This is a genomic window from Sphingomonas arabinosi, from assembly GCF_036663715.1.
GTDB lineage: Bacteria > Pseudomonadota > Alphaproteobacteria > Sphingomonadales > Sphingomonadaceae > Sphingomonas.
Window position 1 is genome coordinate 90,171 of the sequence record NZ_JAXOJN010000004.1, and the last position, 13,356, is coordinate 103,526.

The window sequence follows — 13,356 nt, forward strand, 5'->3', positions numbered from 1 at the left end:
CCTATATTCGCAAGCATATGCTCGATATCCAGAACAGTCTCGCCCACCCGCTCGTCATTCGCCGCGAGGATTACACCCCGCCGGAATGGCTGGTCCCCGAGACGAAGCTGGAGTTCGACCTCGATCCGTCGACCACGCGTGTCACCGCTACCTTGTCGGTCACGCGCAACGGCGATCACAGCGCACCGCTGCGGCTCGACGGCGCTGGGCAAAAACCACTGTCGGTCACGGTCGACGGCGTCGCGATCAACGACTGGCGGATCGACCGCGAGCAACTCGTCATCCCGCTTACCGGCGCCGCGCATATCGTCGAGACGCAGGTCGAGATCGCCCCCGATCGCAACACGCAGTTGATGGGACTCTACGCGTCGGGCGGTAATCTCTGCACGCAGTGCGAGGCGGAGGGCTTCCGCCGCATCACCTATTTCCCCGACCGCCCCGACGTGCTTAGCGTCTATTCGGTCCGGATGACCGCGGACAAGAAGCACTTCCCCGTGCTGCTCGCGAACGGCGATCCGGTCGAGCAGGGCGATTTCGAAGACGGCCGTCACTGGGCGACCTGGCATGACCCGTTCCCAAAGCCCTCCTATCTGTTCGCGCTGGTCGCGGGCGATCTTGCTGTAAACCGCAGCAGTTTCACGACGATGTCGGGCCGCAAAGTGTCGCTCGGCATCTGGGTGCGCGAAGCCGACCTGCCCAAGACCGACCACGCGCTGAAGGCGCTTGAACTCGCGATGGCGTGGGACGAGACGACCTATGGCCGCGAGTACGACCTCGACGTGTTCAACATCGTCGCGGTCGACGATTTCAACTTCGGCGCGATGGAAAACAAGGGCCTCAACATCTTCAACTCGCGCTACATCCTGGCCGACCCGGATACCGCGACCGATTACGATTACGACGCGATCGCCGCGGTCGTCGCGCACGAATATTTCCACAATTGGTCGGGCAACCGGATCACCTGCCGCGACTGGTTCCAGCTATCGTTGAAGGAAGGTTTTACGGTCTATCGCGACCAGGGCTTTTCCGCCGACCAGGGTTCGCGCGCGGTCAAGCGGATCGAGGACGTCCGCGGTTTGCGCGCCTCGCAATTTCCTGAGGACTCCGGTCCCCTCGCGCATCCCGTGCGGCCTGAATCGTATCAGGAAATCTCCAACTTCTACACCGCGACGATCTACAACAAGGGCGCCGAGCTGATCCGGATGATGGCCGCGATCCTCGGACCCGAGGGCTTCCGCGCCGGCACCGACCTGTATTTCGACCGCTACGACGGGACGGCGGCGACCTGCGAGGATTTCGTCACCTCGATGGAGGAAGGCGGCAAGGTCGACCTCACCCAGTTCCGCCTCTGGTATTCGCAGGCGGGCACGCCACGTGTTTCCGCCAGCCTTTCGCAGGACGGCGACCGCGCGACGTTGCGGCTCGCGCAGCAGGTACCCGCGACGCCCGGCCAGCCGGTCAAGTCGCAGATGGTCCTGCCGTTGCGCATCAAGCTGTTCGGCGCCGAAACAGGCGCGGCGCTGACCGACGAACGCCTCGTCCTGTTCGGCGACACGCTCGACACGATCGAATTCGAAGGCCTCACCGAACGCGCGGTGCTGTCGATCAACCGCGGCTTCTCCGCGCCGGTGGTGGTCGAGAGCGACCGCACCGCCGCCGATCTCGCCTTCCTCAGTGCGCACGACGACGATCCGTTCGCGCGCTACGAGGCGATGCAGCAGTTGATGCTCGATACGCTGGTCGCCTCGGTCAAGGGGCGCGTGGATCACGCGGCCGTGATCGCCGCGGTCGCGAACACGCTCGCAAATACCGATCTCGATCTCGCGTTCGTCGCGGAGGCGGTGCTGCTGCCGTCGGAGAGCTTCATCGGCGACCAGATGAAGATCGTCGATCCCGAGGCGATCTTCCGCGCCCGCGAGGCGCTGCGCCGAGATCTCGGCACGCGTCTGGAGACGCAGTGGCGGCAGGCTTACGCGCGGGGTGAGGGCCAGCCCTACGCCTATACTCCGGAAGGCAAGGGCCTGCGTCGCCTGCGGTCGGTCGCGCTCGGCTATATCGCGGCGAGCGGCGCGGCGGATGCGGCGGACCTCGCCTTCGCGCAGTTCGATTCGGCGGACAACATGACCGACCGGATGGGCGCGCTGACGACATTGGTCAGCAGCACATCCGACATCCGGACCACCGCGCTCGACATCTTCTACAGCCAATATTGCGATAACCCGCTGGTGCTGGACAAATGGTTCCAGGCGCAGGCGCAATCGTCGCGCGACGATACCGGCGCGGTCGTTGCCGCACTGGCCGAGCATGCCGACTTCACCCTGACCAATCCCAATCGTGCCCGCTCGCTGATCGGCGCGTTCGGCGCGAACCAGCGGGCTTTCAATACCGCCGACGAGAGTGGCTATCGGTTCCTCGCGGACCAGTTGATCGCGCTCGACCGCCTGAACCCACAGACCGCGGCGAAACTCCTGCCGCCGCTGGGCCGCTGGCGCCGGTTCGATGCGGGTCGGGCTGGGCTGATGCGCGCGGAACTGGAGCGGATCGTTCGGACGCCGGGGCTGTCGAAGGATTTGTTCGAGCAGGCGTCGAAGAGTCTGGAGGGCTAACGCTCTAGGGGCTTCGAACAGGCGCCCCCGCCCCTCCCGTTCGTGCTGAGCGAAGTCGAAGCACCCTCTCTTGGGGCACACCCTTCGACTGCGCTCAGGGCGAACGGGAAGGGGGCGTGGGGCCTAGCGCGACTCGGCCGACCTACCTCCGACTCGCAAAGAACTCCCGCAGGATCCCCGCCGCCTCGGTCTCCGCAATCCCCGCATAAATCTCGGGCCAATGATGGCACGTCGGCTGACCAAAAAACCGAGGCCCATGCTCGACCGCGCCCCCCTTCGCATCGGGCGCCCCATAATAGAGCCGCGCTATACGAGCATGCGCGATTGCACCGGCGCACATCGCGCAGGGCTCCAGCGTTACCCAAAGGTCGCATCCCTCAAGCCGGTCACTGCCCAACGCCAACGCCGCAGCGCGAATCGCCTGGATCTCGGCATGCGCAGTCGGGTCGGACAACGCCCGCGGCGCATTGGCACCCACAGCGATAACGATGCCGTCCTTCACGACGACGGCGCCAACCGGGACTTCCCCAGCCAGCGCCGCCTCGCGGGCCGCGTCGAGTGCGCGGTGCATGGGTTCGGGAATAGGGAACATGGCCTCAAGCCCTGCCCGCGCTGCCCCCTTCCGTAAAGCTCAGTTCGGGGCCTGACTGTTACCCGGCTTCTCGACATTGATCGTCGGCACCGCCACGGTCTTGTTCTCGGTACCCAGGGTGACCTTGCCGACGTCGGCCTGGAACTTCGGCGTCTGGACCATTCCCGGGCGGGTCTGGTCGATGTTGATGATCCCGAAATACATCAGGCCGACTACGACCAGCACGACGATTGCGAGCAGCGACAAGAGCGTACGCATAGAACATCCCCTTTTCTTGAACAGTTCGATAGCGTAACAACGTCCGCGAACGACGCCGGTTGCAAGACACGTTTTGCGCGCAATCGGTTGACGAAAGCCGGCGTGCCAGCTATCCGCGCGCCTTTCCGGGGTTCCTCCCGACACTTGAATAGGTAATCACATGTCGCGCATCTGCGAACTGACCGGCAAGGGCCGGATGGTCGGGAACAACGTCTCCCACGCCAACAACAAGACCAAGCGCACGTTCCTGCCGAACCTGCAGAACGTCACGCTTCTCTCCGACTCGCTCGAGAAGGGCGTCAAGCTGCGCGTCTCGACGCATGGCCTGCGCACCGTCGAGCATAATGGCGGCCTCGACAACTGGCTGGTGAAGGTCTCGGACGACAAGCTGTCGCTCCGCGTTCGTCGCCTGAAGCGCGAAGTCGTCAAGAAGATCGCATCGTCGGCAGTCGCCGCCTAACAGCGACGGTTGAGGTCCCCGCTTCATAGCGGCGGACAAGACGATCACCGCGGCCCGCCCTGCACCTCGCAGGGCGGGCCGTCGGCGTTTGTGCAGTCAGCGATCTAGCCGGAACTTCAGCAGCAGCGTGCGCTGGAGAAACATCTGGTTGTCGTCGGACACGATCCACACGATCGTCTTGCCGCTCTCGACCGTCGTGTCGATCCCCTCGAAATTGTCGTGGATCAGCGGCGCATCGATCGTAGCGATCAGACGGCCACGAGCGATTCGCCCCGCCGCAACGTCCTCCGCTGCCACCCGCGATATCCGTGCCGAGAACGTGAACGGCAGCCGGAAACCGCGATCGAGCACAAGCAAATCCCCGTTCGGCAGCGCGGTGACGTCCGATGGGTCGTACTGCCCGAACGGTTGGTACGCGAATCGCTCAGGCACCCCCGCCCCGGTCGGATCGCCCGCAAAGATCAGCGCCTGCCGCGTGTGCAACCGCGCCGTCTCCGACCCGGACCAGTCCGGCCGCCGGACATGCGCCTCCTCGCTGATGACGACGAATCGCCCATCGGGCAGTCGCACCATCGACTCGGGACCGCCATTGGTAGGCCATTTCCGCATCGCCTCGGGCGCCACCCGCGCCTCGTACCGCGCAAAGCCCGAAGCATAGCGCCAGATTGAGTTGGCATCCTCGAACCCGACCCAGATCTTTCCCGTTACCCGATCGATCGCCACCGATTCGCTGTCGCGGTCGCGTTTCTCCCAGCCGATGCCGGGGCCAGCGGGCAGGTTCTTGAACGCGACACGATGCGGGAGCCAGTCGGCCCCCATGTCGAACTGAACGATGTTGCCGCCGTCACTCAGCATCGTGAAGCGATTACCCGTCGCGGTCGGCGCGACGTCGAGCGACGAAAACCCACCGAACGCCCGATCGCGACTGGCGAGCGCCACGCCGCCCAGATAGTTGAGGCCACCGACGCGCACGCGTCGCGGGTTGGTGCGATCGAGCATCACACGCGTCGCAGTCAGCTGCGCCCGCTTGCCGAGCAGGTCGAGCCGCGCCTCGCCCGACCAAGTCGGCACGATCGCGCAGACGCTCCCGGCGACGAACAGGACAGTGATCAGGCGCCGCATCGCGTCCTCATAGGATGTCCGGCGATCCACGGAAGCATGAACAGCGGATAACGGAGGCATTCAGGCTCGGCTCAATGCGAATCACCCATAAGCGTCTCATCGAGGATGGAAGCACGGCAAACGCCGCCGCCGAAATCCCCAACGGGAGACGCACGATGTTCAAGACTTTTACCCTCGCCGCCAGTGCCCTCGCATTGGGTGCGACCGCCCTCGTTCCCGCCGCCGCCGATGCGCAGCGTTATGGCTCGCGCTACGAGCGTGCCTACGATGGCTATCAGGGCGGCTATCGCGACGGTGGCTACGATCGTGGCTATCGCCAGTATCGCGGCAACGATCGCCGCTACAACTACAACGCCCGCAGCCGTCGCGGTTGCGACAACAGCGGTGGCACGATCGTCGGCGCGTTGGCCGGTGGCCTTCTCGGACACACCATCGCCGGTCGCGGTGACCGCACGCTAGGTGCAGTCCTCGGCGCTGCCGGTGGTGGCCTTGCCGGCAATGCGATCGATAAGTCGGATAACCCGCGGTACTGCCGGCGCTAAGTCCGGCAACGCCCGGGCCGATGCGAGCGAAAGCGAGCAAGCGCCAGCACGGACGGCGGGCAGGCAGCGCCTGACCCGACCGACGACGGCTTCGCCGACGTCGCGCCCCGCCGGCCCGGGCCTCACCAGTTTCCCAGTTCCCTCGCGTAGCGTATCGAGGGCGAGGGCCGGCTTCCCGTTCGGAAGCCGGCCCTTTGTTCGTCTACTGCTCCCCTCCCTGGAAGGGAGGGGTTGGGGGTGGGTCGGCTTCCGTATCACGGCACGGTTGCGACCAAAGCTGGCCAACCCACCCCCGGCCCCTCCCTTCCAGGGAGGGGAGAAGCTCAGTCAGGCGATCCGCTCGGGCACCTCCGCCGCATCCTCGGCAATCGCCGTCGCCGGCGCGACCGCCTCCCAAGGGAACACGAACCAGTCCTTGGTCACCGCCCGGTCGATAACCCGCGCACTATAGTCGATCCGCTCCGCCGAGCTGAGGTTATCGATCAGCATAGCAAACCGCACCGCCCCCTCGACCGCTTCCGCCGCAGCCAGCGCCCCGCGCAGATGCGTGATCGTCCGCCCGGAATCGTTGATGTCGTCGAGAAACAGCAACCGCTCGCCATCCCGCGTCCGCGCGGCAAGCTTTACCAGCGGTTCGTCGGCAAAGTCCTTCACCTGGCTGGAATAATCAACCGACAGCGTCGGCAACCCGATCGCATGGCTGAGAAACACCGCCGGCACGAGCCCGCCGCGGCCAACGCCGATGATGTAATCGGGTTTCCATTCGGTATCCTCGACCAACTTGGCGGCGAGGATGTGGATCGCGGCGACGAACTCGTTCTGCGGGATAGGGGTGAAAATCGGCATTCTTGGACGCTACCGACTTGCCATTGCGAGAGCTAGCCGTTCTCCTGCGAAAGCAGGAGCCCAGGGTTAAAGGTACATCGATCGTAACCCTGGACTCCCGCGTTCGTGGGAGAACACTACTTAGATCGTCTCCAGCGCCTGCTCGAAATCGGCGATGAGATCGTCCGGATCCTCCACCCCGATCGAAATCCGGACGAGGTTGTCCGTAATCCCCAGCGCCTGCTTCCGCGCATCGGGCACCGACAGATGCGTCATCCCCGCCGGATGGCTCGCCAGCGTCTCGGTTCCGCCCAGCGACACCGCGAGCTTGGCGATCTTCAAGGCGTCGAGGAACGCGAAACTCTCGCGCTCGCCGCCCTTGAGGTACAGCGAGAAGGTCGAGCCACCGCCGGTGCAATGACGGCGATAGATGTCCGCCTGCCGCTCCATGCCGGGCTCGTCCTCGAGGAAACCAAGATACGCAACGCGCTCGACCTTCGGATGATGCCGCAGGAAACCGCAGACCTTCGCGGCATTCTCGCCCGCCCGGCTCATGCGCAGCTCTAGCGTCTCGAGCGACCGCAACAACATCCACGCGGTATTCGGATCGGTGATCGTCCCGATCGTGTTCCGCATCGTCCGGATCGTGTTGATATGCTCCTTCGTGCCGAGCACGCCGCCCGCCACCAGATCCGAATGCCCACCGACATATTTCGTCAGCGAATACACGACGATATCCGCGCCATGCTTGAGCGGCTGGAACCACAGCGGCCCCAGGAACGTGTTGTCGATCGCGATCGGCGGTTTCTCACCCCCATTGCCCGCGGCGAAGATCGCGTCACGGCTGGCGGCAACCGCCTCGACGTCGACCAGCGCGTTGGTCGGGTTCGCAGGGCTTTCGAGATAGATCAGCGCGACGTTGCCGGTCGCCGCCTCGGTCATCACCGCGTCGATCTCCTCGCGCGTCGCGCCAGCCGGGAAGTCGAGCCACTTCACGCCGAACTTACCGAGCACGCGGCCGATCAGCGTCTCGGTCGCGGCATAAAGCGGCCCCGAATGGACGATCGTGTCGCCCGGCTTGACCATCGCGAGAAACAGCGTGGCGATCGCCGACATCCCCGACGAGAAGGCGAGCGCATCCTCCGCCTCTTCCCACACGCCGAGGCGATCCTCGAGAATCTCCTGGTTCGGCCCGTTGAAGCGCGAATAGACGAGTCCCTCCGCGCCGCCCGGACGCTTGCCGGTGACGCCTTCGAAGTGGCGCTTGCCCGCCGCGGCGTTGGGGAAGACGAAGGTCGAGGTGAGGAAGATCGGCGGCTTCAGCGAGCCTTCCGACAGCGCTGGGTCGTAACCGTGGCCCATCATCAGCGTCGACGGCTTCAGCTTGCGCCCGCCGATCTTCTCGACCTCGGGCTTGGGCGCAACACGTGCGGCGACGCCGGTCAGGTCGGCTTCGGTTTCGTTCGCATTGTTCGGGGTATCGGACATCATATGCTCCTGCGTGGCCCGTCTGGCGCGGGCCGATGTGCAGGGTCTAAACGAGCCATGCAGGATTTGGGACCCGTTACAGGCCCCCGTTACAGCCCGATAATGCTGATCTGGCGCCCATAGGAGGGCTCGCCGCGATGGGTCGCGCGCCGATAGCTGAAGAAGCGGTCCTCATCGGTATAGGTGTCGAGCCCGAGCGCTTCGATCCGGCCGATCCCGGCGATCGCGAGACGGCTGACGACATAGGCTTCGAGATCGAACTGATAGTGGTCGGCACGGCCATCGGCGAAGAAGCGCTCGTTCTCCGGGTCCGCCTCGCAGAACCGGCGGATGAAGCCGTCGTCGACCTCGTAGCTGGCGCGCGCGATGCACGGCCCGACTGCGGCGACGATCCGGTCGCGGTGCGCGCCGATCGCTTCCATCGCGAGGATCGTCGCATCGGTGACGCCGCCGAGCGCGCCTTTCCAACCGGCATGCGCGGCGGCGACGACGCCGGCTTGGGCGTCGGCGAACAGCACCGGCGCGCAATCAGCGGTGAGGATGCCGAGCGCTAGGCCCGGGCGGTTGGTGACCAGCGCGTCGGCGTGCGGACGAAGCGCGTCGTCGAGCGGCTCGGTGACAGTGACCGCGTCGGCGGAATGGACCTGGTAGAGACCGACGAGCTTCGCGCTCGGCAGGACGGCTTCGGTCGCGCGACGGCGGTTCTCGGCGATGCTGTCGAGATCGTCGTCAGAGCCGATGCCGACGTTGAGGCTCGCATACGCCCCCGTCGACACGCCGCCACGACGGCCAAGAAAGCCGTGCGGGATGTCGCCCAGCGACTTCGCACGGATGACGTCGATGTTCATATCGCCCGCCCCACCCACTTATCCACCCCGGCGAAGGCCGGGGCCCAATTGGGGGACTCTGCTGACAGAGGACTGCGCATCGTTACCACGACCTCTCCAATTGGGCCCCGGCCTTCGCCGGGGTGGTGTAGTTCGGCACGGTAACGGTAGTGCAGACCATCACAACACGAGCCGCATGATCCGGTCATCATCCGGCTGCTCGCCGACCATGAACACATACCGCCCGATCTCGACGAATCCGTACCGCTGGTAGAACCGGTGCGCCCGGTGGTTGTCCACATACACGCTTAGGATGATCTCCGTCCGCCCGTCGGCACGTGCGACCTCGATCGCCCAATCCATCAACGCCGGGCCAACGCCCGCGCCATGCTGGTCGCCGCGCACATAAAGCTGATGGAGTTCGATAGCGGTCGCAGGCCAGTCGCCGGGAAACGCGACAGGTCCGATCTTGGCAAACCCGACGATCTCGCCCGACTCGTCCACCGCAACGCGCACCGTGAAGGCAGGGTCGGACAGCTGCGCCGGAAGCCCCTTTTCACCGAACGTCTGGTCGAGAAACACGGCAAGATCTTCGGGCCGATACAGCGTGCCGAACGTGTCGGTGAACGACCGCTTCGCCATCGCGGCGAGCTCGGGTCCGTCCGCCGGGATGGCGTTGCGATAGGCGATCATGCACCCCACCCCGCGAACGCCGCCGGGGTCGGCCAGGACGGCGCAGTGATCGCCAGCGCTTTGAACAGCGTCCCCATATCGCCCATCAGCCGCTGCCGGTCCGCCCCCAGCGCCTCGGCGCGATCGGGCGATGCCTTTGCCAGCGCCGACGTGCGCGAATCGATGCCTAATGCACCGAGCAAATCGCGCTGCGTCACCGGCCCCCACGCGACCGCACCCTCGGCCTGCGCGGCGGCGGCGAGCGTGGTGAAGTCGACATGCGCGGTCAGGTCGTGCTCGCCCGGCGCCTCGAACGGATTGGCGAACGCATGCCCGCGCACCGCCTGCAACGTGTCGCCGAGCGCCGGCCCCTCATAACCATAGTCGACCGCGATCAGCGCACCGCCCTGCGCCGCAATCCGCTTGGCAAGGCCGCGGATGATCGTGACGGCCGCAGGCGAGGTTTCGAGAATCGAACCGGCGGCAGCCTCGCGGAACGGTTCGGGGATCACCGCATCGGGCAGCGGCTTGCCCGCGATCGGCAGGAACAGCAGGTCCTGCGCGGCGACGAGGCGTTCGTGCCACTGCTCGCGCTTGACGAGTTGACGGATCGGCAGCGCGTCGAAGAACTCGTTGGCGACGACGATCAGCGGCCGATCGGTCGGCAGCGTGTCGATCGCGTCGTGCCAGATCGCGGCGGGCACGCGCTCGGCCTGGGCCGCGCGCAGCGCTGGGCTGGTTTCGACGAAATGTACGGGCGGTTGAAGCCCAGCCTTTGCCATCGCGCGCGTAGCATCGGCGGCAAGCGTTCCTCGACCGGGGCCGAGCTCAACCCAAGCCACATCCGGGCGGCCAGCGCGGTCCCAAAGATCGGCACACCACAGCCCGACGAGTTCGCCGAACATCTGGCTGATCTCAGGCGCAGTGGTGAAATCGCCCCCCGCCCCCAGCGGATCGCGGGTCGCATAGTAGTGCGCGTTAGCGGCCGCCATGTACTGCGCGACGGGTATCGGACCTGCGAGCGCGATCGCTCGGGCAAGGCGTTCCGGGAGGGCGGTATCTATCCCCCTTCCGCTTGCGGGAGGGGTTAGGGGAGGGGCTGGAGAATCTTTGGCCATGACGTTTGCGGCCATGCCCTCCCCCAACCCCTCCCGCAAGCGGGAGGGGAGCTAGGCGACGCTCTGCGTACCCGCGATCGACTCGACCCGCACCCGCCGCTTGGCCGACGTTGCGACCAGATACGCGCCACCGAGAATCATCGGCACGCACAGCCACTGCCCCATGTGCAGCCCGGTCGACTCGGCAAAGGCCCGCAACTGCGAATCGGGCTCGCGGAAGAACTCGGCCGTGAACCGGGCGAGGCCGTAGCCTAGCACGAACAGTCCGACGAGCTTGCCCGGATCGTACCGCGCCTTGGTTTTCCAGAACGCGAACCACAGCAGCGCGAACAGGACTATGCCCTCCAGCCCCGCCTCGTAGAGCTGGCTCGGATGCCGCGCCGGCTCGACCATCCCGAACGGCACGGTGCGCTCGAAGATGATCCCCCAGGCGACGTCGGTCGGCTTGCCCCACAGCTCGCCGTTGACGAAGTTCGCCAGCCGCCCGAAGAACAGCCCGAAGGGGACGCAGCACGCGATATAATCGTGCACGCGCAACCAGTTGAGCTGGTGTTTCCGCGCAAACAGGATCAGCCCGATCGACGTGCCGATCACCCCGCCATGGAACGACATGCCGCCATCCCAGAGCCGGAAGATGCGCAGCGGATGCAGGAACATCTCGGGTGCGTAGAAGATCACATAGCCGAGCCGCCCGCCGAGGATGATGCCCAACGTTGCATAGAATACCAGGTCGTCGGCATGACGCCGCGCCATCGGTGCGCCGGGCTGTGCGAGCAGCTTCAGCAGGTACCACCAGCCGAGCAGAATCCCACCGATATAGGCAAGGCTGTACCAGCGCAGCGTGAAGAAGCCGATCGAGAAGACGTCGGGGTGGAGCCCCAGATCCTCGAAGCGGATGTGACTGCCGACGGCAGGCGCTGCGGCGCCCGCAGCGGCGGTGATGGTCGACAGGATCAAAGGCTTTTCCCCACGCGTTCGCCCCTGCATAAAGAGCGATAACGATAAGACCAAGTAGGAGAGCGATATGCGGACCGAGCTGGACCTAGCTATGGATTCGACGATGGCCGCGCTGACCGCGCCCGACGGTATGCTGGCGCTCGGTTCTGTCGAGCGGTTCGGGGTGAAGCTGCCGACGATCGCCGCCGCGCCGCCCGCACTCAGCTATTATTTCGCACACTACGCCAACGAGCATTGCGACGCCGTCTTCCTGGTATCGGGCGCCGAGCGGCTGACGTTCGGCGAAGTCTACGCTGCCGCGGAGAGAACCGCGCGCGCCCTCGTCGGCGGGTACGGCATCACCAAGGGCGACCGGGTCGGCATCGCGATGCGCAACTCGCCGTCGTGGATCGTGCTCTACATGGGCATCATAATGGCCGGCGGCGTCGCGACGTTGCTCAACGGCTGGTGGCAGTCGGAGGAATTGGAAACGGCGATCGGCGAGGTCGATTGCGCCCTCGTGTTCGCCGATCCGCCGCGGGTGAAGCGACTCGCGCAGATCGCGGCCCTGCGCGCACCGGTGGTCGAGATCGATGATTCGCGACCGCTTGCCGAAGCGCTCGGAGCCGTGTTCGCAAAGGACGACCACACCGCCGACCTGCCGCTGCTCGGGCCGGAGGATCATGCGACGATCCTGTTCACCAGCGGTTCGACCGGCCAGTCGAAAGGCGCATTGTCCGAGCACCGCGCGGTCGTGCAGGGCATCTTCAACTATCTCGGCCAGGCGATGATGATGGTCGGCATCGCCACCGCGCAGGGCAATCCGCCGGTCGGCCAGCCGGTCACGCTGCTGACGATCCCGCTGTTCCACATCACCGGGGAAGTGCCGGTGTTCCTGCAGAGCTTCGCGATGGGGCGGAAACTGGTGCTCATGCCGAAATGGGATGCGGGCGAGGCGATGCGGCTGATCGAGGCGGAGGGTGTCACGTATTTCGTCGGCGTGCCCTTGATGAGCTTCGAGATCCTCAATCACCCCGATCGTGCCAATTACGACCTGTCGACCGTCACCGATTTCGCCGCGGGTGGCGCGCCGCGCCCGGTCGATCACGTCCGCCGCATCGACGAGGAGATGGGCGGCCCGGATGGCAAGGGGGGCGCACCGCTGATCGGCTACGGCCTGACCGAAACCAACGCCGTCGGCACCGGCAACTGGCGCAGCAACTACCTCGCCAAGCCCAATTCCGCCGGCCGCGCCGGCGCGCCGTTGGTCGACCTCGCGATCCTCGACGATGCCGGCCACCCGGTCGACCAGGGCCAGCGCGGCGAGGTCTGCATCCGCTCGATCTGCAACTTCAAGGAATATTGGAACCGCCCGGACGCGACCGCCGCTGCGTTCACCTCGGACGGCTATTTCCGGACCGGCGACATCGGTTACCTCGACGAGGACGGCTATCTGTTCATCGTCGACCGCAAGAAGGATATCATCATCCGCGGTGGCGAGAACATCTCGTGCCAGGAGGTCGAGGCGGCGCTGTACGAGCACCCGGCCGTCGCGGAGGCCGCCGTCTTCGGCCTCGCGGACGAGCGCTTCGGCGAAGTCCCCGGCGCAGTGGTCGTGCCGCAGGACGGCGAGGCGCTAACGGCGGACGACCTGTGCGCGTTCCTCCACCAGCACATCGCCGCGTTCAAGGTGCCGCAGCGGATCTGGATTTCGGAGCAGCCGCTGCCGAGGCTGGGGACGGAGAAGATCGACAAGGTCTCGCTCAAGGCAACATACCGAGCGCTGGCTTAACGTCCCTCGCCCCTCCGGGGAGAGGGAGGGAGGAGCCGTAGGCGACGGAAGGGAGAGGGGCAGTGAGACTCCCGGCACGGTCCTGGAGACCCACGCCCCCTCATCCGACGCTTCGCGC

The 13,356-nt window shown here is 65.8% G+C and carries 13 protein-coding genes; 4 read left to right on the forward strand and 9 right to left on the reverse strand.

Features of this window, described 5'->3' with window-relative positions:
- The first annotated feature begins 17 nt into the window (after window positions 1-17).
- The gene (pepN, locus tag U1708_RS08700) at window positions 18-2,606 is read left to right on the forward strand and encodes an aminopeptidase N (protein ID WP_332744740.1); all 2,589 of its coding nucleotides are present in this window, start codon (window positions 18-20) and stop codon (window positions 2,604-2,606) included.
- Window positions 2,607-2,748: 142 nt separating this feature from the next.
- Here pepN and U1708_RS08705 read toward each other — a convergent pair whose 3' ends face one another.
- Both U1708_RS08705 and U1708_RS08710 read right to left on the reverse strand, forming a co-directional pair.
- A complete protein-coding gene (locus tag U1708_RS08705; RefSeq protein WP_332744742.1) occupies window positions 2,749-3,177 on the reverse strand; it encodes a nucleoside deaminase in 429 nt (142 codons plus the stop codon).
- A 60-nt stretch (window positions 3,178-3,237) separates the two neighbouring features.
- Complete coding sequence (locus U1708_RS08710) at window positions 3,238-3,456, reverse strand: hypothetical protein (protein ID WP_332744744.1); 219 nt, start codon at window positions 3,454-3,456, stop codon at window positions 3,238-3,240.
- A gap of 160 nt (window positions 3,457-3,616) precedes the next feature.
- Between U1708_RS08710 and rpmB the strand changes: the two genes are divergently transcribed.
- Window positions 3,617-3,916 carry a 50S ribosomal protein L28 gene (gene rpmB, locus U1708_RS08715; protein WP_131586953.1) on the forward strand — a complete coding sequence of 100 codons (300 nt, stop codon included), beginning with the start codon at window positions 3,617-3,619 and terminating at the stop codon, window positions 3,914-3,916.
- Window positions 3,917-4,012: 96 nt separating this feature from the next.
- Here the strand turns inward: rpmB and U1708_RS08720 are convergent, their stop codons facing one another.
- Entirely contained in the window at window positions 4,013-5,038 is a 1,026-nt protein-coding gene (locus U1708_RS08720) for an esterase-like activity of phytase family protein (protein WP_332744749.1), read from the reverse strand.
- Window positions 5,039-5,193: 155 nt separating this feature from the next.
- Between U1708_RS08720 and U1708_RS08725 the strand changes: the two genes are divergently transcribed.
- Entirely contained in the window at window positions 5,194-5,580 is a 387-nt protein-coding gene (locus tag U1708_RS08725; protein WP_332744751.1) for a glycine zipper 2TM domain-containing protein, read from the forward strand.
- Window positions 5,581-5,907: 327 nt separating this feature from the next.
- Here U1708_RS08725 and U1708_RS08730 read toward each other — a convergent pair whose 3' ends face one another.
- From U1708_RS08730 to lgt, 6 genes are all read right to left on the reverse strand, one after another.
- The gene (locus tag U1708_RS08730) at window positions 5,908-6,426 is read right to left on the reverse strand and encodes a phosphoribosyltransferase (RefSeq protein WP_332744754.1); all 519 of its coding nucleotides are present in this window, start codon (window positions 6,424-6,426) and stop codon (window positions 5,908-5,910) included.
- A gap of 120 nt (window positions 6,427-6,546) precedes the next feature.
- The gene (locus U1708_RS08735) at window positions 6,547-7,893 is read right to left on the reverse strand and encodes a cystathionine gamma-synthase family protein (RefSeq protein ID WP_332744756.1); all 1,347 of its coding nucleotides are present in this window, start codon (window positions 7,891-7,893) and stop codon (window positions 6,547-6,549) included.
- Window positions 7,894-7,982: 89 nt separating this feature from the next.
- Window positions 7,983-8,741, reverse strand: a complete 759-nt coding sequence (gene pgeF / locus U1708_RS08740) for a peptidoglycan editing factor PgeF (RefSeq protein ID WP_332744758.1) — start codon at window positions 8,739-8,741, stop codon at window positions 7,983-7,985.
- A gap of 159 nt (window positions 8,742-8,900) precedes the next feature.
- On the reverse strand, window positions 8,901-9,413 hold the full coding sequence (locus U1708_RS08745) for a GNAT family N-acetyltransferase (RefSeq protein ID WP_332744760.1): 513 nt from the start codon (window positions 9,411-9,413) through the stop codon (window positions 8,901-8,903).
- Window positions 9,410-10,510, reverse strand: a complete 1,101-nt coding sequence (locus tag U1708_RS08750) for a class I SAM-dependent methyltransferase (protein WP_443030020.1) — start codon at window positions 10,508-10,510, stop codon at window positions 9,410-9,412. The genes U1708_RS08745 and U1708_RS08750 overlap by 4 nt, the downstream gene beginning before the upstream one ends.
- 51 nt (window positions 10,511-10,561) lie before the next feature.
- On the reverse strand, window positions 10,562-11,497 hold the full coding sequence (lgt, locus tag U1708_RS08755; protein WP_373458523.1) for a prolipoprotein diacylglyceryl transferase: 936 nt from the start codon (window positions 11,495-11,497) through the stop codon (window positions 10,562-10,564).
- A 37-nt stretch (window positions 11,498-11,534) separates the two neighbouring features.
- Between lgt and U1708_RS08760 the strand changes: the two genes are divergently transcribed.
- Complete coding sequence (locus U1708_RS08760; RefSeq protein ID WP_332744765.1) at window positions 11,535-13,238, forward strand: class I adenylate-forming enzyme family protein; 1,704 nt, start codon at window positions 11,535-11,537, stop codon at window positions 13,236-13,238.
- Window positions 13,239-13,356 lie beyond the last annotated feature (118 nt).